Source organism: Methanoculleus oceani (assembly GCF_023702065.1).
Lineage (GTDB): Archaea > Halobacteriota > Methanomicrobia > Methanomicrobiales > Methanoculleaceae > Methanoculleus > Methanoculleus oceani.
Genome location: NZ_QFDM01000003.1, coordinates 209,257 through 230,539 on the forward strand (window position 1 = coordinate 209,257; position 21,283 = coordinate 230,539).

The 21,283-nt window shown below is 60.4% G+C and carries 23 protein-coding genes; 19 read left to right on the top strand and 4 right to left on the bottom strand.

Translation table 11 applies throughout. The features are described 5' to 3' along the window. Positions 1 to 68: 68 nt before the first annotated feature. The 11 genes from DIC75_RS10745 to DIC75_RS10795 all read left to right on the top strand — a co-directional run bounded on the left by DIC75_RS10745 (position 69) and on the right by DIC75_RS10795 (position 8,389). Positions 69 to 545: a hydrogenase maturation protease gene (locus tag DIC75_RS10745; protein WP_250988033.1), complete on the top strand. Its 477-nt coding sequence runs from the start codon at positions 69 to 71 to the stop codon at positions 543 to 545. A gap of 100 nt (positions 546 to 645) precedes the next feature. Then, on the top strand, positions 646 to 1,266 hold the full coding sequence (locus DIC75_RS10750) for a hypothetical protein (protein ID WP_250988034.1): 621 nt from the start codon (positions 646 to 648) through the stop codon (positions 1,264 to 1,266). A gap of 22 nt (positions 1,267 to 1,288) precedes the next feature. After that, positions 1,289 to 1,822 (top strand): hypothetical protein, encoded by a 534-nt coding sequence (locus tag DIC75_RS10755; protein WP_250988035.1) that lies wholly within the window; start codon positions 1,289 to 1,291, stop codon positions 1,820 to 1,822. A 31-nt stretch (positions 1,823 to 1,853) separates the two neighbouring features. Further along, the gene (gene minD / locus DIC75_RS10760; protein WP_250988036.1) at positions 1,854 to 2,642 is read left to right on the top strand and encodes a cell division ATPase MinD; all 789 of its coding nucleotides are present in this window, start codon (positions 1,854 to 1,856) and stop codon (positions 2,640 to 2,642) included. A 388-nt stretch (positions 2,643 to 3,030) separates the two neighbouring features. Next, entirely contained in the window at positions 3,031 to 3,273 is a 243-nt protein-coding gene (locus tag DIC75_RS10765) for a 4Fe-4S dicluster domain-containing protein (RefSeq protein WP_250988037.1), read from the top strand. Next, positions 3,273 to 3,836, top strand: coding sequence for an L-2-amino-thiazoline-4-carboxylic acid hydrolase (locus tag DIC75_RS10770; RefSeq protein ID WP_250988038.1), 564 nt, complete (start codon positions 3,273 to 3,275; stop codon positions 3,834 to 3,836). Before DIC75_RS10765 ends, DIC75_RS10770 begins: the two co-directional genes overlap by 1 nt. Before the next feature lie 10 nt (positions 3,837 to 3,846). Continuing rightward, positions 3,847 to 4,764: an NADH-quinone oxidoreductase subunit B family protein gene (locus tag DIC75_RS10775; RefSeq protein ID WP_250988039.1), complete on the top strand. Its 918-nt coding sequence runs from the start codon at positions 3,847 to 3,849 to the stop codon at positions 4,762 to 4,764. Then, positions 4,761 to 6,128, top strand: coding sequence for a Ni/Fe hydrogenase subunit alpha (locus DIC75_RS10780; RefSeq protein WP_250988040.1), 1,368 nt, complete (start codon positions 4,761 to 4,763; stop codon positions 6,126 to 6,128). Before DIC75_RS10775 ends, DIC75_RS10780 begins: the two co-directional genes overlap by 4 nt. 12 nt (positions 6,129 to 6,140) lie before the next feature. After that, positions 6,141 to 6,488, top strand: a complete 348-nt coding sequence (locus DIC75_RS10785; RefSeq protein ID WP_250988041.1) for a roadblock/LC7 domain-containing protein — start codon at positions 6,141 to 6,143, stop codon at positions 6,486 to 6,488. 4 nt (positions 6,489 to 6,492) lie between these two features. Then, positions 6,493 to 7,164 (top strand): roadblock/LC7 domain-containing protein, encoded by a 672-nt coding sequence (locus DIC75_RS10790; RefSeq protein ID WP_250988042.1) that lies wholly within the window; start codon positions 6,493 to 6,495, stop codon positions 7,162 to 7,164. A gap of 286 nt (positions 7,165 to 7,450) precedes the next feature. Continuing rightward, the gene (locus tag DIC75_RS10795; RefSeq protein WP_250988043.1) at positions 7,451 to 8,389 is read left to right on the top strand and encodes an ornithine cyclodeaminase family protein; all 939 of its coding nucleotides are present in this window, start codon (positions 7,451 to 7,453) and stop codon (positions 8,387 to 8,389) included. 67 nt (positions 8,390 to 8,456) lie between these two features. Here DIC75_RS10795 and tes read toward each other — a convergent pair whose 3' ends face one another. Continuing rightward, positions 8,457 to 9,926: a tetraether lipid synthase Tes gene (tes, locus tag DIC75_RS10800; protein WP_250988044.1), complete on the bottom strand. Its 1,470-nt coding sequence runs from the start codon at positions 9,924 to 9,926 to the stop codon at positions 8,457 to 8,459. A gap of 141 nt (positions 9,927 to 10,067) precedes the next feature. Between tes and DIC75_RS10805 the strand changes: the two genes are divergently transcribed. From DIC75_RS10805 to argF, 4 genes are read left to right on the top strand one after another with little or no spacing between them, the layout of a single operon-like run. Further along, positions 10,068 to 10,568, top strand: coding sequence for a CDP-2,3-bis-(O-geranylgeranyl)-sn-glycerol synthase (locus DIC75_RS10805; protein ID WP_250988326.1), 501 nt, complete (start codon positions 10,068 to 10,070; stop codon positions 10,566 to 10,568). Next, positions 10,562 to 11,074 (top strand): orotate phosphoribosyltransferase, encoded by a 513-nt coding sequence (pyrE, locus tag DIC75_RS10810; RefSeq protein ID WP_250988045.1) that lies wholly within the window; start codon positions 10,562 to 10,564, stop codon positions 11,072 to 11,074. The genes DIC75_RS10805 and pyrE overlap by 7 nt, the downstream gene beginning before the upstream one ends. A gap of 25 nt (positions 11,075 to 11,099) precedes the next feature. After that, positions 11,100 to 12,392 (top strand): phosphoribosylamine--glycine ligase, encoded by a 1,293-nt coding sequence (gene purD / locus DIC75_RS10815; protein WP_250988046.1) that lies wholly within the window; start codon positions 11,100 to 11,102, stop codon positions 12,390 to 12,392. Further along, complete coding sequence (gene argF / locus DIC75_RS10820; RefSeq protein WP_250988047.1) at positions 12,389 to 13,318, top strand: ornithine carbamoyltransferase; 930 nt, start codon at positions 12,389 to 12,391, stop codon at positions 13,316 to 13,318. Before purD ends, argF begins: the two co-directional genes overlap by 4 nt. Positions 13,319 to 13,799: 481 nt before the next feature. On the opposite strand, the gene DIC75_RS10825 is transcribed toward argF, so the two are convergent. Then, the gene (locus DIC75_RS10825) at positions 13,800 to 14,033 is read right to left on the bottom strand and encodes a hypothetical protein (protein WP_250988048.1); all 234 of its coding nucleotides are present in this window, start codon (positions 14,031 to 14,033) and stop codon (positions 13,800 to 13,802) included. 13 nt (positions 14,034 to 14,046) lie between these two features. Further along, a complete protein-coding gene (locus DIC75_RS10830) occupies positions 14,047 to 15,543 on the bottom strand; it encodes a methanogenesis marker 14 protein (protein ID WP_250988049.1) in 1,497 nt (498 codons plus the stop codon). Positions 15,544 to 15,871: 328 nt separating this feature from the next. On the opposite strand from DIC75_RS10830, the gene DIC75_RS10835 reads away from it, so the two are divergent. Beyond that, a complete protein-coding gene (locus tag DIC75_RS10835) occupies positions 15,872 to 16,276 on the top strand; it encodes a pyridoxamine 5'-phosphate oxidase family protein (RefSeq protein WP_250988050.1) in 405 nt (134 codons plus the stop codon). Positions 16,277 to 16,284: 8 nt separating this feature from the next. Here DIC75_RS10835 and DIC75_RS10840 read toward each other — a convergent pair whose 3' ends face one another. Then, on the bottom strand, positions 16,285 to 17,472 hold the full coding sequence (locus DIC75_RS10840) for an argininosuccinate synthase (RefSeq protein WP_250988051.1): 1,188 nt from the start codon (positions 17,470 to 17,472) through the stop codon (positions 16,285 to 16,287). Between the two features lie 420 nt (positions 17,473 to 17,892). On the opposite strand from DIC75_RS10840, the gene DIC75_RS10845 reads away from it, so the two are divergent. The 3 genes from DIC75_RS10845 (at position 17,893) to DIC75_RS10855 (ending at position 21,255) form a co-directional block, all read left to right on the top strand. After that, complete coding sequence (locus tag DIC75_RS10845) at positions 17,893 to 19,152, top strand: quaternary amine ABC transporter ATP-binding protein (protein WP_250988052.1); 1,260 nt, start codon at positions 17,893 to 17,895, stop codon at positions 19,150 to 19,152. Next, the gene (locus tag DIC75_RS10850) at positions 19,139 to 19,981 is read left to right on the top strand and encodes an ABC transporter permease (protein ID WP_250988053.1); all 843 of its coding nucleotides are present in this window, start codon (positions 19,139 to 19,141) and stop codon (positions 19,979 to 19,981) included. Before DIC75_RS10845 ends, DIC75_RS10850 begins: the two co-directional genes overlap by 14 nt. A 398-nt stretch (positions 19,982 to 20,379) precedes the next feature. Next, on the top strand, positions 20,380 to 21,255 hold the full coding sequence (locus tag DIC75_RS10855) for a glycine betaine ABC transporter substrate-binding protein (protein WP_250988054.1): 876 nt from the start codon (positions 20,380 to 20,382) through the stop codon (positions 21,253 to 21,255). Positions 21,256 to 21,283: the final 28 nt, after the last annotated feature.

The window sequence follows — 21,283 nt, forward strand, 5'->3', positions numbered from 1 at the left end:
CTAACCACTGTCAAAAGATTTTCAGTACCATTTTGTACCTTGCCGGATATAATCGATAGGGAAGCATCATGCAGAAGAACCGGGTCTGTATCATCGGGTGCGGGAACCCCCTCATGGGAAACGACGGGGCGGGGATTCTGGTGATGCGGCTCTTTAAAGGGAGATTCGCCGGCGTCGATGCGATCGACGGCGGCACCGGGGGCTTTGGCCTGATCCCGCTGATGGAAGGGTATGAGAAGGTGGTGATCGTCGATGCCATGGTGGGTATCGGCGACCGTATCGGCGACGTCCTCACGTTTGAAGCACCGCCATCCTGGGACCTTCCGGCATATGCCCTCCACGATGTCGGGATTGGCGAGGTGGTAACGATAGCCCGCGAACTCGGGTACGCTGCAGAGATTGTGACCGTCGGGATTGAAGTGGGCGAGATCCAGGCTTTCAGCCGGGAGATAGACCCGGCGGTCGAAGAAGGGATCCGGGTTGCCGGGCAGGAGATCCAGAAGATCCTGCAGGAGTGGATCGGGGGATCAGGAGATATTTTTTAATGGTGCGTAGTTAGAGCACCCCAATCTGCGTATATCAGGCTCCTTTTTGAAGATATAAATGGCAAGGTTTATTTCATACCACTGAACTAAAGTTGTCTGAATGCAACTGCCGCGCGGTCGGTTCCATCGTCTTCTCAAGTCCACGACACCTCGTGCCCTGATAGAGGAGATGGGCTCAGAACAGTTCACCGGGATCTGCACGATCGTCCTTGGCAGCCAGAGGGTCACTCTGGTGCTGAACGAAGGTCTGGTAGTGCTTGCCGAATATGGGGACATAAAAGGGCAGCACGTACTGGACGCGGTGCTAAAGGGCGAAGAAGATGAAGCGGCGGCAGAATTGAACCTTCTGACGCCCGATCAGGTACAACTCGCCCTGGAATTCAACCGCCCGTTTGCGACCGGAGAGCTCGATGCCGGAAGACAGGGAAGACCGTCTTCAGGCAAGGCTGCTTCGGGAGGGACGAAGAAGGCCGGCGGGGCATCCTTGCCGAAGCACCGTCCGGAGCCGACCGCAGAAGTGCATCGCATTCCCATGCCGGGAGTGAAACCCGTGCAGAAGACGCCTCCGGCGTCTCAGTCAGAGAGTGACGAGGTTGACACACTCGTACAGAACATGGAGGAGATGGACGTTGAGCAACTCGTCAGCAGTTTCAGGGTGAACTGCAAGGATATGCTCCGGCGAATTCATCTCGATCATCTCATCCAGGACAAAGACACGTAACCATGCAGGAGTTGATAACAGAATGGACTCGACAGGCATCATCCAGATTCTCCTCGTTATCATCACGGTGACGGTGATAGCCGGTTTTGCCGGCATTTTGTATTTCCTTTCGAAGATCTACGAAGCACTCCCGGGACAGCGGCCTGGTGTTGCCCCCCACATTGCGGCGACCCCGGGGGGACCGGTGAACGTTGCGCAACCGTCCTCCGTCAAGCCCGCGAGGTCTTCCGGTGTGATCGATCCCCGGAGTATGGGAAGCCTGGAGGAAACTCTCGGCGCAATCAGCAAGAAATATAGTCTTGCGTCCTTTACGCTCGCGACCACGGACGGCCTCCTGATCGGTTCGACGAAGCCGGGCGGCGATGACGAGGCCGCACGGTACAGTCATCTCTACACGCAGGGAAGACTGCATGACGAGACCGGAGTTGAACTCCTCGGTGTCCCCTACCGCGGGGAGACAGTGGTCGGCATCGCCCACCCTTCGGAGCATCTCTCTGCCGAACAGATGAGCACACTCGAACAGGACATCCGGGACACCCTGCAGCACTGGGTGTAAGGCCGGAGAGATCAAAACAGCGAGTGATTACATGGTAAAAGTATACACGATTGCGTCCGGTAAAGGCGGTACCGGCAAAACGACGGTCACAGCAAATCTGGGGCCGATGCTTGCCCAGTACGGGAAGAAGACATGCATTCTGGATGCCGACGTCGGAATGGCGAATCTCGGGCTCATTCTGGGGCTTGAGAACCTGCCGGTGACCCTGCACGAGGTGCTGGCAGGCAAAGCCCGCGTCAGGGACGCCGTCTACGATGGACCGTTCGGCGTGAAGGTTGTCCCGTGCGGACTCTCTCTGCAGGGCTTCCAGCAATCGAACCCGGATCGGCTCAAGGATATCATGGCAGACCTCGTGAGCGAGTTCGACATCCTGATCCTGGATGCTCCTGCGGGGATCAGCAGGGACGGCGTCATCCCGCTGACTATTGCCGACGGGGTGATCCTTGTCGTAAACCCCGAGATCTCCTCGATCGTCGACTCCTTAAAGACGAAGATCCTGACCGAGACCGTCGGCGGACACATCGAAGGGGCGATCATCAACCGGGTCGCCGGTAGCGGTGACGAGTTCAACCGCGCACAGATGGAGAAGCTCCTCGGTGTCCGGGTGCTTGGTGTCATACCGGAAGACCCCAACATCCGGCGCGCATCTGCCGGAAGGTCGCCGATCGTGGTGAAATACCCGACTTCCAGGGCATCCCGGGCCTTCAAGCGCATCTCTGCCGATGTAGCCGGCATCGAGTACGTCGAGGAGGAGACACAGGCTCCCCGGGAAGGCTTTGTCGATCGGCTGGCTCGCGCTCTCTTCCGGGCGAAAGCGTGATACCTGAGGCCGGCCAGGCTTATCACGCTTACTACCGCCTTTCTTTTGCCTTCACATAGTTACATGACGGCGCATGAAGAGCAGCAGGCGGAGATCCGTGCAGGCGTCGGGCCGAATTCCCCGACGCCCGCTATCCCCTGCTGCTTCCGGGTTCACGATGCTTCAAGGATAACGTTCACCTAAAAAAATTATTTTTCCCTCCTTTTTCCACCACGTGCAAAGGGTACGGGTTATTTTTCATCGGAACCCTATAAATCTCCCTGTAAGCAGCAGGTACAATAAAATCGAACAAAATCCAAAATTTCCACTCAAGAGATAGATCCTCGCAGCGAACAAACTATATATTTTTAATAGCAGGAAGTGTTAATCACATTCAGAGGGCTCGTTAATGGATATACATGTGGATAAGGACGCGTGCGTCGGATGCGGTCTCTGCGTCAAAGACTGCCCGATGCATGTGTACGAACTCCAGGACAACGTGAGTGTCGCAGTCAGGCCGAATAACTGCATGGGATGCCTGTCCTGTCATGAGATCTGCCCGGCCCAGGCACTCGAGCACCGGGGTATCTACGCTGCCCGGAGACACTATATCGACATCAAGGTCTGTGAAATGCTTCGGAAGGTGGTCTGATGAGCGCGGGATATATCGATGAATTGCATGAGGCCTTTCACTCCGATCTCGTCTATCGCTCCGAGGAGATCCCCCTGGAGTGTTCGCCGAAGCCAAAAGAGATGGAACAGACGCTTCACGGCGTGATGAAACTCAACGGTCTCGTGATCAGGTCGCTCGAGGAGATCGCAGGCAGGGGGGCAAACGCAGTCACCTACCGGGCCGGGAAGAAGTTCGGCCACGAGGTCGCCAAGTACTTCCAGAAGCGCGAGGATGTGGAGGGAGCGCTTCACGAACTCTCCGACCTGCTCCGCGGCCAGTACTCCTTCGAGGTCTGGAAACCCGAGGATAAGGAGACGTTCATCATCGAGGAGAACGGCGAGACCTTCATCTACCTCGTCTTCCACGACTGCATCGTCCGCCAGACGCTCCGGCGAAACGGTCTCGATCAGGGCGGCCCGCTCTGCCAGACGCTCTTCGGCTACGTCGTCGGCGCGATCGAGGAGATCACCGGCAGAAAAGCCAAACTGGAGATCGTCCACACCGGCCCGAACGCCTGCCTGAAGAAACTGGTTCTGAAATGAGGCGAAAACGATGAAGATTGCTATTGAGGAACTGGCAGGGTGTTCGGGATGCACGATTGCGGTGCTCGATCTCCACGAGATGCTCCTTGACGTCGTCGCGGAAGCGGAGATCGTCTACTCCCCGGTGATCATGGATGTCAAGGAACCTCCCGAGGGCATCGATATCGCGTTCGTTACCGGGGCCGTCCGAAATGAAGAGAACCGCGAACGCCTCGAGAAGATCCGGAAGCGGGCAAAGACGCTCGTGGCGCTCGGGACCTGTGCCTGCTACGGCGGCATATCGGGTCTCTCGATGCTGAACTCAAACGTTGATCTCTTCTCCTGTGTCTACCGGGAGGTGGAGACGGTAAAGCCCGATGGGGTTATCCCGACGGACGTGCCGCCGTTCCTTTACCGGGCGTTCGCGGTGGGCGACCTCGTGAAAGTCGATTACTATGTTACGGGCTGCCCGCCCAAAGAGGCGTTCTTAAAGAAGATCATCCCGGCAATGGTCGCGGGAGACACCCTTGAACTCTCGCGCAAATCCGTCTGTTCGGAATGCGACAGGATCATGGGCCCGGTCGAGAACTGGACACTCAAGCGGCGGCACGAGGGTGTTCCCGACCGTGAGCACTGCCTGCTCGGGCAGGGCTACCTCTGTCTCGGGAGCGTCACCTTCGGCAGGTGCGCCGCGACCTGTCCCAAAAACAACATTCCGTGCCACGGGTGCAACGGCCCGTCGCTCGATATCCTCCGTGAGCCCTGCCGGGATATCCACGGCATGATGGTGCGGAGAATTTCAGATCTCACCGATAAGCCGCAGAAAGAGGTGGAGAAGGAATTCTACGACGTCGCCCACACAATGTACGCCTTCACCATCGGGAGCCTGATCATGGAGGATAAAGAGACGTCAAAGATCCGGGATCTGGTAAAGGAGAGGAGCAAATGAAAGAGATCACGATCAGCCCGGTGACCAGGATCGAGGGTCATGCCGGCGTCAGGATCTTCCTCAATGACCGGGGTGAGGTCGACTCGGCCCACTTCCAGGTCGTGGAACTCAGGGGATTTGAGAAATTCCTCATCGGCGCCGCAATCGAGGAAGCACCCCGGATCACGCCCCGCATCTGCGGGATATGCCCTTCGGCGCACCACCTGGCGGCGGCGAAGGCAACCGACCAGATCTTCGGCGTTGAACCGCCCGCGACCGGAAAGAAACTCCGGGAGCTCCTCAACGTCGGCCAGTTCGTTCATTCCCACGCCCTCCATTTCTTCATGCTCGCGGCGCCCGACTTCATCCTGGGCCACGATTGCCCCGCGGAGAGCAGGAACGTCATCGGACTTGCCCGTCAATCGCCCGAGATAGCAAAGAAGGCGATCGCGGTCCGGAAGTTCGGCCAGCGCCTGACGGAAGCGGTCGGCGGCAAACCCATCCACCCGGCAAACGCGCTCCCCGGGGGTATGTCGGCGCCGCTCACGGAAGGAAAGAGGGCAGAACTGGCTGTCATGGCGGACGAGGCGCTCGGAATCGCCCGTGAGGGATGGGACCTCGCACGCAACCTCCTCGACGGCGTCGATACGGAGATCGGGGCTGTCAGGACCGGATTCGTGGGGATGACCAACCAGGGAGTCTACTCGACCTACGACGGGTCTGCTGCGATGCTCGGCCCGGACGGAGGCAGAGTCGGTTCGTTCTCAGGGCCGGAATACACGAATTTCATCGAGGAGTACTCGGAGGACTGGTCGTACCTGAAGTTCGCCCGGTTCAAAGGCGGAGACTACTACCGGGTCGGGCCGCTCGCCCGGCTTAACATCGTGGAGAAGATGGGCACGGAGCATGCGGATGCTGCTCTCGCGGAGTACCGGGAGCGGTTCGGCACCGGCACCCAGGCTGCACTCGCCTACCACCTGGCACGCTACATCGAGTTCATCGCCTCGTGCGAGCGGGCCGTTCAGTTGCTCTCGGACCCCGGCATCACCGCCCCGGACATCCGGACGCCGGTGGGAGCGGTCGTAAACCGTCGGGGTGTCGGGATCGTCGAGGCGCCCCGGGGAACCCTGATCCACGACTATACCGTCAACGAAGCGGGAATCATCGAACGGTGCAACCTTATCGTGGCGACCTGCCAGAACAACTACGCGATGGACCGGGGCGTGGAGGATATGGCACGCCGGGTGGTGGAGAACGGAGCGTTGACCGAAGCGGCGGCAAACCGCATCGAGATGATCATCAGGGCCTATGACCCCTGCATCTCGTGCGCAACGCACGCGATCGGGAAGATGCCTCTGAAGATCGAGTGTGTCAGAAGAACGTGAGGCGATGGAGTTATGCTAAAACAGATCCTGGGAGAATTCCTGAAACTTGACGGGGTTACCGCCGCGGTCGTGGCGGGACGGGACGGCTTTGTGATCGAGAGTGTTGTTGCCGGGGACGTGGACGTCGAGGCCCTGGGTGCCATGGCATCGACAGGGATGGGTACGTCTGAGGCAATGAGCAACGAACTCGGGAAGGGAGAGATGAGCCAGATGCTCATCGAACTGGAGAACGGGCCCATTCTGCTCTCTCCACTCTCGGAGGACGAGTTGATCGCCATCGTGGCGAACGCGAACGTCAACGTCGGGCGAATCCGGTACGAACTGAAGAAGAACAGGGATCGGATAACTGCTGCTTTGTGAGACGATGCTACCCGACGGCGTCTCACTTGGACGACTGCAGGGGCCTCTTTCGGCCCTTGCTTCGATCAGTCCTCACTTCACGGGAGCGGTGCGTATCGACGAGCCCAGGGGGACGGGGTTTGTCCTGGTCCAGAGCGGGAGCCCATACGCATCCGCGTTCGAGGACACCGGCAAAGGCCTGCTGCTCAGTGGAGACGAAGCCTACAGGCATCTGCTTGACCGGCCCTCGCTTGATTACGAACTTATTGCGTACACCGCCGAAGAGACCGAGGCGGCCCGGGAGGTCTCTCGTGAGACGGGGTGCCTGATCAGTGAAGGCGGTGCAAAGCCCGCCGCCCGCACCCGTTCGGAGGATACGGGCTATCTTGACCTGATCGCGCGGCAGCCGGGTGTCATTGCCGTCTCGGTCTTCCACGAGGGGTTTGCCCTTCAGTCGCTGGGCTCCGCGGACTTCGAGCAGGTGGCTGCAGTCGCCGAAGACCTGCTCCGCGCCGGCATCCGTATCACCGCCGATATGGAGATGGGAGATCTCTCCCAGATGATCCTCGAGACACCGGCAGGCAAGCTCATCATCGCGCCCTACGGGGATCTCTCCCTCTGCATACTCGCAAAGCCGGAGGCCAACCTCGGCCTGATCCGGCTCTCGATACGGGGCATGCAGGACGGGGCCGCCTGAAAGGAGGGGGACCTCAACTCCCCGTTCTCCCGGCGAACCGGTTGTGCAGAGTGTGCGAGTTCGAGGTCTGCCTTCACGGCAACGGCTCGACCGATGGGCAGGGGCAGGCGATCCCGCGCTCCCAGGACAGGCGTTTCCTGTTCGGTCTCCTATGCCCCCAACAATTGATATCCCCGCCCGTCGGAGATAATTCTATGCAAATCCATACCGCACCGGGGACATGGTCGGCGCCCCTCCTTCCAGAACTCCCGGCAAGGTCACCCCGCCATCCCGGGGTGACCGCCCTATGAAGTATTACCCGGTTCATTCCGGATACCCGCCGTATGCCGGGGTGAACCCGGCGATTGAGGCGGCCTTTGCCGAGCACGGCAGGGGGAGCGTCCAGATGCCGCCGAAGGTCTACGTGACGTTCGATGAGAGCGGAGACTTCCGGACGATGCCTGCATACCTCCCGGCGCTCGGGATTGCCGGGGTAAAGATTGTCAATGTCCACCCGCATAACCGAGCGAGAGGCCTTCCTACCGTCATGGCGCTCACCGTGATCATCGATGTGGAGACGGGCGCGCCCCGGGCGATCATCAATGCCACCGAACTTACTGCGATGCGTACCGGGGCAGCAGGTGCCGTGGCGGCGAAGTATCTCGCGCCCCGACAGTCCATCACCCTCGGAGTCGTAGGGGCCGGGCGGCAGGCAGAGGCGCTGGTCGAGGCGACGGCTGCCGCGCTCACGATCGAGGAGATCCGGGTCTGGAGCAGGACCGAGAAGAGTGCTGAGGCTTTTGCGGCGCGTTACTCCGACTATAACGCCCGGAGCGTCCCGATTGAGCGCGCCTGCGATTGCGACGTGCTGGCCACGACGACGCCGTCGACAGAACCGCTCGTGATGGCCGACTGGGTTCATGAAGGGACGCACATCAACGCGATCGGCGCGGATGCGCCCGGCAAACAGGAACTGGATCCCGCGATCCTGCTCAAAGCCGAGGTCTTCGTCGACGACCCCGGCCAGGCGATCCACTCTGGCGAGGTGAACGTCCCGACCAGCACAGGTCTCTACGATCCCGGCCGGATTGCAGGAACCCTCGGGGAGGTCGTTACCGGGAAGAAGACGCGGTCGTCTCCCGACGCCATCACGATCTTCGACTCCACCGGACTTGCCATACAGGATCTCGCCATCGCCGCTCTCGTCCTGGGCAACGGGGACGGGTACGAACTGCCGTTCCCTTAATAGTATTCAAGAAAAACATCCGGAGAGAAAACGGTTAACTCTCTCCACCACCACATCCGGCGGACAGTCACTCGTCCTTCTGGGGCTGCGCGAAGGCTTTCCAGACCTGCTCCCGGTAGACCGGACCGCTGTTGTAGGTGCAGAACGGGACCAGGCGGCCGTCGGGTGTCGCGTAGTGGATGCAGCACCGCTGCACCCGGGAGAGGTCGTAGTTGTATTTGTCCATGAAGTGCATCGTCCCGATGAAGAGGGCGTTCCAGTGGAACTCGCGCAGGGCCTCGAAGTTCTGCATCACGAGAGCCTTTCCTATCAACTTTATGAACTCCCCGGTATTCTTCTGCTCTGCCTTCCTCGTGGAACCGTAGAGGTCCTTGACCCCTTCGACGAGGGTCATATATTTGTTGAGCGACCCGCCTTTCGCAAGTTTCACCCCCATCTTCTCAACCGACTCGAAGAAGGCGTCGACGTCGATCATCTTGTTGACCGGGACCATCCCCTCTTCGGTGACGAAGACGTAGGTCGCTGCGCCGCAGTGCTGGTGTGTGGTGAACGTGACCTGGGGTTTGCCCGTGTATGCCTCAACGAGCTCGGAGATCGGGACGACGCAGGGCACGGGGTAGAAGTAGTCCTTCTTGATCACGCCGTCAGTCTGCTCCTCGATCCGCTCCGCGAGTTCCGGGATGGTGATCCGCTCTTTCCTGACGTCATCCTCGCTTGCAGCCCCGGTGAACGACACCGGTTGGAAGTTGACGCCCCGGATAGTCTTGATGTGCTCTGCGGCGTACCTGATGATGGCGCCCACCTCGTGGTCGTTCCTGCCCTTGATGACCGTGGGCACCAGCACCACCCCCATGCCGATCTTCTCGCAGTTCTCTATAGCCCGCCGGTCGCTCGCGAGTTTTGAGTTGGTCTCGCGTGTCACGCCGTCGAAGTGCAGGTAAACAGTGGAGAGACCCGCTTCCTTCAGTTGTCTGGCGTAGTCGGGCTCCTGAGCGATCCGGATACCGTTCGTCGCGACCTGCACCTGGGACAGCCCGAGTTCTTTCGCTTTTCTGATGAGTTCGGGAAGATCATCGCGCATCGTCGGTTCACCGCCCGAGAACTGGACGGCCGGCACCGGAACGGGCTTTTCCTCGCGCAGCATGCGCAGCATCCCGACGATCTGGTCGAAGGTCGGCTCGTAGACGTAACCGCATGCACGGGCGTTTGCAAAGCAGAAGTCGCAATTGAGGTTACACCGGTTCGTCAGGTCGATGTTCGCGAGCAACGTCGTCGACCGGTGGTTCTGGCAGACACCGCAGTCGTTCGGGCACCCTGCCGGGGAAGCGATCTTCTGCGGGTTCGATACCCCCTCCCCGATGCGTTCGTAGGCGTCGAATCTCCGGTACATCTCTGCGTCCGACCAGTAGAGGGCCCGGTACGTGCCGTGTTCGGGGCAGGTACGGACCAGCCAGACCTTCCCCTCTTCCTCAACGATATCGGCGTCGAGTACGCGACCGCATGTTGGGCAGAGGCTCCTTGTCTTTTTTATCAGCATTCTCTCACCGTGCCCACCTTTCATTCGTATCTCATATTTCGACACTTTAATCTTTATATTTACTGATTGTACTGAGTATTGACGCTTATCGATGCGGACATCGGATACTGGATCTTCTCCGGGCTCGCGGCACTGTGGATCATGATTCCGGCATACGTGCCGAACTCAGCGGCCGCACTCTTCGGGGGCGGGACGCCCATCGACCTTGGGAGAACGTTTTCCGACGGGAGAAGGGTCTTTGGCGACGGAAAGACATACCGGGGATTCTTAGGGGGAGTTCTCTGTGGGATACTGGTGGGTCTCGTCGAGATCTGGGTCGCCTCCTCGTTCAACCTGACCGCACTTCCCCATCAGACGTTCCTCTCCGTAACCCTGCTTTCAACAGGTGCGCTCCTCGGCGATCTCGTCAAGAGTTTCCTGAAGCGGAGGCTGGGTAAAGGACGGGGCGAGTCCTGGTTCCTGGCCGATCAGTATGATCTGGTTATCGGTTCCTTCCTGCTTATCCTCCTGATTTATCCCCAATGGTTGTTTGAGAATATTACCTTACCCATTGCGGTCTGGATCATCGTCATGACACCCCTCCTTCACCGGGTGGTGAACATTATCGGCTATTACATCGGAGTTAAAGAGGTACCATGGTAAACCCAATCGCGACATTGTTACTTGAGAGCGGGGCTATCGAGTTCGGGGACTTCGTTCTCGCATCGGGAGCCCTGAGTCCCTACTACATCGACATCAAGGCCGCAACAACGAACCCTGCCATCCTTGCGGAGATCGGGAAAGCCATCGCCGAAGGCTGGGAGTTCGATATGGTGGCCGGGGTGGCGGTCGGCGCCGTACCGATCGCCGTCGCCGTCTCGCTCGCGAGCGGCCGGCCGTACGCGATTGTCAGGAAAACGGAGAAGGACCACGGTAAAGCCGGGACGATCATCGGCGACGTGAGCGGCAGGAACGTGCTGCTGGTCGAGGACGTGACCACGTCCGGGGGAAGCGCCCTTTACGGTCTTGCGGCGCTGCGTGCTGCAGGCGCGCACGTCGACCGGGTAGTGACCGTCGTTGACCGTGAAGCGGGCGCTCATGAGGCGCTTGCAGAAAAAGGCGCGTCTCTTCTTGCACTTGTGCGGGTCAGCGAGCTGCTGGACGGATAAACATTTTTTAAGGGCGGGCAAATAGATGGATATGAAAGTACTCGTTGTAGGCGGTGGCGGCAGGGAGCATGCAATCACCAGGGCGCTTTCCTGCAACAGTGACATGAGAATATTTTCTGTCATGGCACGCAAGAATCCCGGGATAGCCCGGCTCGTGGAGCAGATGCTCCTCGAGAAAGAGACCAATATTCAGAAGATAGTACCATTTGCCACCGATTGCGGAGTTGACGCTGCGGTCATCGGGCCGGAGGCTCCCCTTGAGGCAGGCATCGTCGATCACCTCGAGGCGGCGGGGATACCCTGCGTGGGGCCGACACGGGCCGCAGCCCGGCTTGAAACGGACAAGGCGTTCTGTCGCCGGCTGATGGAACGGCACGGGATCGCGGGGTGCCCGGAATACCGGGTCTGCCACGACCCGGAAGAAGCACGGCGGTTCATCGAGACCTATGACGGCGACCTCGCCGTCAAGCCCATCGGGCTCACCGGCGGGAAGGGCGTGCGGATCATGGGCGAGCACGTCGACGTGGCAGGGGCGGTCGAGTACGCCCGAGAGATCGGAGGAGATGTCGTGCTGGAAGAGCGGCTCATCGGGGAGGAGTTCACGCTCCAGGCGTTCGTCGACGGCGAGCACCTGGTGCCCATGCCGCTCGTGCAGGACCACAAACGTGCATACGAGGGGGATGTGGGGCCGAACACCGGCGGCATGGGATCGTACTCTCTGCCGGACCACATGCTCCCCTTCGTCACCCGGTCGGACTACGAGAGAGCGCTCCGGATCATGGAGGATATGGTCGCGGCCATGCGAGCCGAGGGAACGCCGTACCGTGGCATCCTCTACGGCCAGTTCATGAATACCTGCGAGGGGCCCAGGGTCATCGAGTTTAACGCCCGCTTCGGAGACCCTGAGGCTATGAACGTCCTCTCCCTCCTGGAGTCTGACTTCGCCGGGATCGTCCGCCATATCATCAAGGGGGACCTCTCGCCGTCGCACGTCCGGTTCGCGAACAGAGCGACGGTCTGCAAATACCTCGTCCCCGAGGGCTACCCGGAGGCTCCGGCGGCCCACGAGCCGCTCACCCTCGGCGACTACGGCGACGCCCTGCTCTATTACGCAAACGTCGAAGAGAGGGGCGGAAAGCTCTACACCCAGACGTCGCGGACGCTCGCGTTCGTCGGGAGGGGCGAGACGCTCGAGGAGGCCGAAATGATAGCCGAGAAGGCGGCATCTTCCGTCTCAGGAAGCGTCTTCCACCGCAGGGACATCGGCACCCGGAAGATCCTCGAGAAGCGATGCCAGCACATGAAGGAGATTGCATGAAGAAGGATTTTCTCTCGATCATCGATATCGACGAGTATGAACTTGAGAGCATCGTTGCCGACGCAATGCACTTAAAGCGGCTGAAGTGTGCAGGGACCGCACACGAGTACCTCAGGGGAAAGAGCCTCGGGATGATCTTTGAGAAGGCGTCCACCCGCACCCGGGTCTCGTTCGAGGTGGGGATGAGCGACCTCGGCGGCCATGCGCTCTTCTTAAACCCCCAGGATATGCAGCTCGGGCGGGGGGAAGAGATCCGGGATACGGCACGGGTGCTTGCCCGCTACGTCGACGCGGTGATGATCCGCGCCTACAATCATGCCGCCGTCGAGGAGTTTGCCCGTTATTCGACGGTCCCGGTCGTCAACGGGCTATCCGACCGCCTGCATCCCTGCCAGGTGCTGGCCGACATCATGACCCTCAGCGAGCGGTTCGGCGACCTCCAGGGTCTCAAACTCGCGTGGGTCGGGGACGGCAACAACGTCTGCAACTCGTGGATCCTCTCCTCGGCCCTGACCGGGATGGAGATTGCGGTCGCAAGCCCCTCGCGTTACCGGCCCGGGAACGAGGTCGTCGGCCAGGCGCGGGCGGCAGGCGGCAGGGTCAGCGTCGTCACGGACCCGGAGGAGGCGGTCCGGGACGCGGACGTCCTCTACACCGACATCTGGGTCTCGATGGGCGACGAGCAGGAGCGTGCAGAGCGCCTGCGGGCCCTCAAGGACTACACGGTAGACTCCCGCCTTCTTGCGCGGGCATCCCCCGATGCCCTCGTGATGCACTGCCTCCCCGCCCACCGGGGAGAGGAGATCACCGACGAGGTGCTGGAAGGGCCGCAGAGCATCGTCTGGGACCAGGCCGAGAACCGGCTCCACGCGCAGAAGGCGCTGCTCGTGCGGCTGATCGCCGGCGGGATGCCAGCGGCGGATTAAACCATCTCTGCGGCCGTTCCACCCGCGAGTTCAACGGGTGAAATCGATTATGGCTCTTCCCGACCAGGGCGTCACAGTATCCCCTGGCAGGGGGCCCATGCACGGATTTTTCAGGGCCCTACGCAACTCGAACCTTCGGTGCTCAAAATCTGCTCTTACTGGAACACCGCCTATCCCCATGCACGGCTTTCCAGGGGATATCGCCACGCACTGCCCCCGCCCCCGTGGGAGCGGGGGAGGAGCGCGAAGCGCGGGCGGGGTGGGGGCCAGGTATCCATTATGAGTTGGAGACAGGGGAGGGGACGCGCCCCCTCCCCGTCAGCCCCTCCCCCATGGCGATACCCCCACGGTCCAGTGTACGGGTGAGTCGAAGAAAACTGGGTTCAGTTCATTCTTCTAGGCACTGTCCCGGTTTTCACCGTGCAGCCCGGGTCATGCCTCACGCGGGAGTTCCCGGCGCGCAAATAAGAAAAAAGTGTATCTATTCCGCGATGAACTCTTTGAGCTGCTCGAAAAGGTACTTCTGCACCTCTTCGACGACCTCTCTCTTCCCGCGGAACGCAATCAGTTCTCTCGCGTCTCCGTCCATGTTCGCAAACGACATCTTCTGCGACCGCCGCACCACCTCCACGTCGTACTTCTCGACGACGTCGTAGATCATCCTGCGTGGCACGCCCGGGGGAACAAGCATATCGTAGAGTTCTTCTTCAGCCATCGGTTATCATATCCTACTTTCCTATTTTGATCCGACGGGACATAATACATGGCCCTCCCCGCACGCCGCCAAGCGGGGCCTTCGGCTTCCCGAGGGAATTCATGCACCGCCCCATCAGTGCCGCTCCCCGGGCAAGGCCGTCGTCCACGAAGACCAGGTGGTCGTTCGGGGTCTCGTAGAGGTTCCGGTCGGCGATGCCCTCGAGGATATACTCGGGCTTCCTCCCCGAGATTGCCGCCCGCCCGGTGAACCCGATCGACGAGTTCGGCGGGACCATCCCTCTCTCGACGGCGACGTCGATGAGCCGGAGCGCCATCCTCGCACAGACCCGGTCGACGACCTCGGTCAACATGCCCATGCCGTGCTTCTCGTAGATCTCGTGCCCGATTGCCTCGAGATCCGGCATCTCGCTGCCGTTGACGCCCGAGTCGCACCCGATAAGGGCAACACCCGACCTGTCGGCCACCTCGGCGCAGACCGGGACCCGCCCGAACCTCGTCCGGTCGGGGGGGACGATCCGGATATCGATGTGTTCGTGGCACCGGTCGGCGTAACCCTCGACGACGGAACGCTTCCTGCCCCCGAACGCGCCTTTAATGCTGTGGTCGCCGAAGAGGTCGAGGGCCGTCCCCGTCCGGTTCTTCACGAGCCCGGTGCCCCGGACGATCGCATCCGGTATGGCACCCGCAAGCCCGCAGAAGTTCCCGGTCGTCTGCGCAAACGGATTCGGTTCATCGGGTGCAACATCGCTCGTGACCCGCCCGTCGAGCGTGGTGCCGAAGTCGATGGATATGCAGGGGTTGCGGAAGTCGACCGGCGTCCACTTGGCGCCCTCTTTGATGCCCGCCATTGCAAGTTCCCCTTCCATCTCGTTTGCCACCATCTCGACGCCCGTACACCCGACCGGCGGCACGACGCCAGCCACCGCACCGACGAAGACCACCCGGTCGGCAAACGAGAACTGCCGGAGTTTCGGCGGGAGGTTGTCGATCGACATCGGCGGCGTCATCTTCCTCGGGGGAACCCCGGCGGCGAGGCAGCCGTTCGCCAGAGCGATGACGAAGTCCCCGACCTGGTCGGGAGAGTCCATCGCCGCCACCACGCCGGTGCTCCTGACGACGAAGTCGAGATCGTCCTTGATGCTCAGGTGAGCCTCGTTGTGGCACTGGACCAGGGTGTCGCGCACCAGTTCCGTGACCGACTCCCGCGTCAATTCCGTTCCGTCCAGGGTTGCCCCGAAGACCGTCTCGCCCGGTTTGGGCGGCCGGACGTCGCGGCTCATGGTCACGGTCTTGTTGATGACATAGGACCTGCCCGTTTCAAGGTTCGTGCCGGTCAGGATGCACTTTGTTGTGGTATTGCCCATCTCGACAGACGCCACGATAAAATAGGGCTTCACCCGGTACTCGGGAACACCCGCACCCGGTCCGTGGGAGAGCGACGGCGGAGGCGGGCTTTCGACGATATGCGGTGTAGGTTTGAAAAAGCGCTCCAAAAAGCGGGCACACATAGTAGTCTTTTCCGCGTCTCCCACTTTATACCTTTCCATGCAGTCATACGGTGACCGGGACCCGGAGGAGGGGCGAAACCCCGTGGGAAGTTCTTCTGCCGGCTCCCGGGACCGCATGCCAGCTTCCGGACAGGGTTTGTTGATTCGGACGGGGTTTGATGGCTGAGGCGTGCTGTTAAGGAGTAGTGCCGGAAGCAGTCATCGCCGAACGGTCGGTTCGGCCGGTTCCGGCAGAGCCCTTATATATCGATAGCACGGATAACCTCATTACCGGACTGGTTGCGGCGTTCCGTCGCGCCCGTTCCGCTTCCAGGGAGAGGTGAACCGTATGGTTGCGCTTTCAGGTGAGATTAAGGACATATTTACTAAAACCAAAGTCATGCCGATGGCCACTGCGTCGAAGAGCGGCGTCCCGAACGTGGCGCCGATGGCATCGATCCAGCTCGTCGGCGACGATACCGTCTGGATCATGGACAATTACATGGTAAAGACGCTTGAAAACCTCAAAGAGAACCCTGTCGTGGCCCTCTATTTCTACGATCAGGAGACCAAGCGCTGCTTCCAGGTGAAGGGCGATACAGAGATCAAGACGTCCGGCCCCGATTACGAGAAGTTCCGCGACCAGGTGAGGACGAAGAGCCATAAATACCCGGCGAAATCGCTCATCGTCATCAAGATCACCGACGTCTTCGAATGCACGCCGGGAAAAGAGGCAGGGAAGAAGGTGCCCTGAGCACCCCCTCAACACTTCTTGAGATTTTTGAGCAGGCGCGCCTGCAATCCGAAGTAATTCGAGAACCCGACGGCGTGGTTCTGGTCGATCGTCGTCGAGTCGAAGGAGACGAGATCGTCCGAGTAGAGCGCGGCATCCGAGCTCCGGCCGAGCACCTTCACGCTGCCCTTATAGAGGCCGATATCCACGGTGCCGCTCACCCGCTCCTGCGTCGTGTCGATGAACGCATTCAGCGCGTAGAAGAGCGGTTCGTGCACGAGTCCCATGTAGGCGAGCTCGGACCACTTATCGTCGACGATATGCTTGAACGCGAGTTCCGAGCGGGTCAGGACGAGGTGCTCGAGGTCGCGGTGCGCGACAAGGAGGACGGTTGCGGCCGGGTGCTCGTAGTTCTCACGGGCCTTCAGACCGAGGATCCGGTCCTCGATCATATCGTTGCGGCCCACCCCGTTCCGTCCGGCGATCCGGTTCAACTCCTGGATCAGGGCGATGCCGGGGAGTCTCTTCTCGTTGAGGGCGACAGGGACACCCTTCTCGAACTCGATCCGGACCTCCTCCATGGCGTCGGGGGCATCCTTCGGCGAGACCGTCCAGGCATAGATCTCCTCCGGCGGGTGGAAGGCCGGGTCCTCGAGGTTGCCGCCCTCGATGCTCCGGCTCCAGAAGTTCTCGTCGATGCTGTAGGGCTTGTCCTTTGCCACGGTCACCGGGACGTTGTGCTCCTGCGCGTAGCAGATCTCCCACTCGCGGGTCAGGTTCATCTCCCGCATCGGCGCAATGATGTCGTAGCCGGCGGACCGGAAGATGAAGTCGAACCGGAGCTGGTCGTTTCCTTTGCCGGTGCACCCGTGTGCGATCTTCGACGCGCCTTCCTTCTCTGCGACCTTCACGATCTCTTCGGCGATCAGCGGCCGGGCGAGCGCCGTGCCCATTGGGTAGCCCTCGTACGACCCGTTCGCCTTGATCGAGGGGAAGATGCAGTCCGCTACAAACTTCTCCCTGGCATCGATGGTGTAATGGTTGTCTGCAAGCATCCGGCCCTTCTCGGTTGCCCGGGTTATCTCCTCCTCGGGCTGGCCCACGTCGACTGCAACGGTGACGATCTCGTCGAACCCGTAGTGCTCGCGCAGGAGGGGGATACAGATGGAGGTGTCGAGACCCCCCGAAAATGCTAGGACGACTTTTCCCTTTTCCATGGTTACTGATCTCCGCGTTCCTGGTTTCTGTCTAACAGACAGTCTGGAGTAATCTACATTGATATGACCTTTCACCCAATAAAAGAAATGGTATGGACGGGCGCACCGGCAGGAACCCGAACAGTTCCCGGTATTTCCGGATGCAGGGTGATGCCTGAGAGCCGGGGTGCGGAGGTGTGGAGGCACCCTGCGTGACGGCACCTGCGGCCGTGGAGCCCTTCTGTGCGCCCGGCGGATCGGGATCCGGAAGAATGGACCTTATACGAAGGATAAGCGGCAAACTGCCATTAAATCGCAGGATAATGGACATGACTCTAATCTATCCTTAAATGCATCGCAAAATTTCGGAAAAACTAAAATTCCAATTAATACAGGCCTTTTTCCAAAACCCGAAATTATAAGGCAGATTAAATAGAAATCGTGAAGCAGGAGGGTTCCGTTATTTTTGAGAAGTTACCCATAGAGAACACAACATCGTTACAACCAATAATCAGTGTCAGGAGCCTGACAAAGGTATTCGGGCAGAATCCCGAGAAGGCGCTGGAACTTCATAGGTCGGGCCGCTCCAAACAGGAGATCTACGACGAGACCGGCTCGACGCTGGCCCTCAATAACGTCTCGTTCGAGGTTATGCCGGGCGAAACATTCGTCCTGATGGGGCTCTCGGGGAGCGGGAAATCAACGCTTCTACGCTGCATCAACCGGCTTATCGACCCAACCGAGGGGGAAATACGGATCAACGGCGAGAATATCGTCGGGATGGGGCAGGATGAACTCCGGGCGACCCGGCGGCGCAAACTGGGCATGATCTTCCAGAGTTTTGCCCTCCTCCCGCATCGGACGGTTCTCGACAACGTTGCCTTCGGCCTTGAGATCCAGGGCGTCCCGGCAGACGAACGCCACCGGAAAGCCGAAGAAGTGCTCCAGATGGTGGGGCTCGGCGGCTACGGGGCGAGCATGCCCGGCGAACTCTCCGGCGGCATGAAGCAGCGGGTCGGGCTTGCCCGGGCGCTCACCAGCGACCCGGATATACTCCTGATGGACGAGGCGTTCAGCGCTCTCGACCCGCTCATCAGGAGAGACATGCAGGACGAACTGCTGGACCTCCAGCAGCGGCTCGGCAAGACGATCATCTTCGTCACCCACGACCTCGATGAGGCCCTGAAACTCGGCGACCGCATCGCCCTGATGAAGGACGGTGCGATAGTGCAGATCGGAACACCGGAGGAGATCCTGACGAACCCGGAGAACGCCTACGTCGAGAAGTTCGTCGCCGACGTAGACCTCACCAGGGTTCTCTCGGCAAGCGACGTGATGCGCCGCCCCGAGCCGGTTGCCCAGTGCACCGCAGGGCCGAGGGTGGCCCTGCACCTCATGGAGGAGCATGATATTCCCGGGATATTCGTGGTTACCCGCCAGCGCCTGCTCCGCGGGCGGGTGACGCTCGACGACGCCGCCGATGCCGTCAAGAAGGGCAAACAGATGACGGATATCCTCATCACCGACATTCCCGTTGTGGCCCCTGATGCATCGCTTTCCGACATCATCTCGCTGATCGTCGAGAGCCCCTACCCTGTGGCAGTGGCGGACGACACGGGCAGGCTCAGGGGAGTCATATCACGCGGCGCCATACTCGCCGCTCTGGCACGAAAGGGGGATGAGATTCATGCAACTGCCTAAACTCCCCGTTGGAGAAGGCGTCGAGGCGCTCGTAGACCTGATCGATGAGTACTTCGGCTGGCTGCTTGACGGCGTCAGCGAAGGGCTGCGGTTCCTCGTGGGCGGGTTTCAGGATCTCCTTCTCTTCATACCGGCACCTGTCCTGATCCTCCTCTCAAGCGTGCTTGTCTGGTTCGTCACCCGGCGCGGTACAAGGCTGGCGGTCCTCACCGCGCTCGGCCTGCTGCTGGTCTGGAACCTCGGGCTCTGGGATCTCGCGATGCTCACCCTGGCACTCGTCATCGTCTCGACGGTCCTTGCGCTCGCGATATCGATCCCGGTCGGGATCGCGGCTGCAGGCAGTGACCCGCTGAATGCCGCCCTCCGGCCGGTCCTCGACCTCATGCAGACCATGCCCTCGTTCGTCTACCTCATCCCGGCGGTGATCTTCTTCGGCCTCGGGAGCGTCCCGGGCATCATCGCGACGGTTGTCTTCGCGATGCCCCCGGCGCTCCGCCTCACGAATCTCGGCATCCGGCAGGTGCCCCGGGAGTTGATCGAGGTTGCGGATGCTTTCGGCACCACGCCCCGCCAGAAACTCTTCAAGGTGCAGCTTCCGGTCGCGCTCCCCACCATCATGGCAGGGGTGAACCAGTGCATCATGCTCGCCCTCTCCATGACCGTCATCGCATCGATGATCGGGGCAGGAGGGCTCGGCTACCAGGTGCTCGTGGGTATCCAGCGGGTGGATATCGGCATGGGGTTCGAGGCAGGGCTTGCCATCGTGATCATCGCGATCATTCTGGATCGGATCACCCAGAGCCTTGCGCCGCAGCACGAGGGGCGGTGACCCGTCCCGATATTTTCTTCAAGAGGAACGAGCGGCCTGCTCATCCCCCCGCATCATCTGTCATATTGATCGAACGGATGACGGACAGTCGGCGCTTCGAGAATGGTTTCCTGGCCGGACATTCGTTCAAATCAGGTTTCAAAATGGCTCCGTTCGTCAAACAGAACCCGTAAAACCTATATAAGGTTAGGACCATAGTTGAACTGGTCAAAATCTGGCCTTTTTGCCCTGGGGTGCAAACACGCCAGGAGTGGCACGTACCGCCACCTCTGCTCTATGTCCGGACCATCGGCGAATCGTCGTTCCGGACAGTTCGTGAGAGCCCGGAACCCCACGTAGCCGGGTTCTGAATGCCAGCTTGCCGCCCTCCGGCGGTGAGAAAACTACATGGTGAAGATATGATTCAAAAGAAAGGATCCCTGCTCGCATTGACGGGCTTTGTCCTGGTGCTCTTCCTCTTCTCCGCCGGCTGCACCGGCACGCAGACAACCGAGCCTGCAAAAGAGATCAGCATCGGATACGTCACCTGGGACTGCGCCATAGCGAGCACCAACGTGATGAAGCAGGTCTTTGAAGAGGCAGGATACGACGTCACCCTGGTCGCGGTCGACGCAGGACCGCTCTTTCAGGCGCTTGCCCGCGGTGATGTAGACTTTACGACGACCGGATGGCTCCCTCACACCCATGAACATTACTGGGAGCAGTACGGCGACCAGATAGATTACGTCAACGAAAACATTCCCGGAGCGGCACGCATCGGACTCGTCGTACCCGCCTACGTGACCATCGACTCGATCGAGGAGATGAACGACGTCGCCGATCAGTTCGGCGGCAGGATTGTCGGTATCGAGCCCGGCGCGGGCATCATGACCCGGACCGAGCAGGCCATTGATGAATACGGCCTCAACTACGAGCTGGTTGCAAGCAGCAGTGCCGGCATGGCGACGGAGCTGCGGACCGCCATCAACAACGAGGAGTGGGTCGTGGTGACCGGGTGGTCGCCGCACTGGAAGTTCGGCCGCTACGACCTCAAGTTCCTCGAAGACCCGAAAGGCGTCTACGGCGGAGCCGAGGACATCGTGACCCTCGCGCGGCAGGATCTCGCAACCGACGATCCGGAGGCCCACGGCATCCTGACCCGGTTCGAGTGGACCGCCGAGGATATCGCCTCGGTCATGACCGATATCGAGGGCGGCATGCCTGAAGAGGAGGCCGCGCGGAAATGGGTCGACGCCAACCGCGACACGGTCGATGCCTGGCTTGGGACAGCATAATCCCTCTCTTTTTTCACGACATCAATCA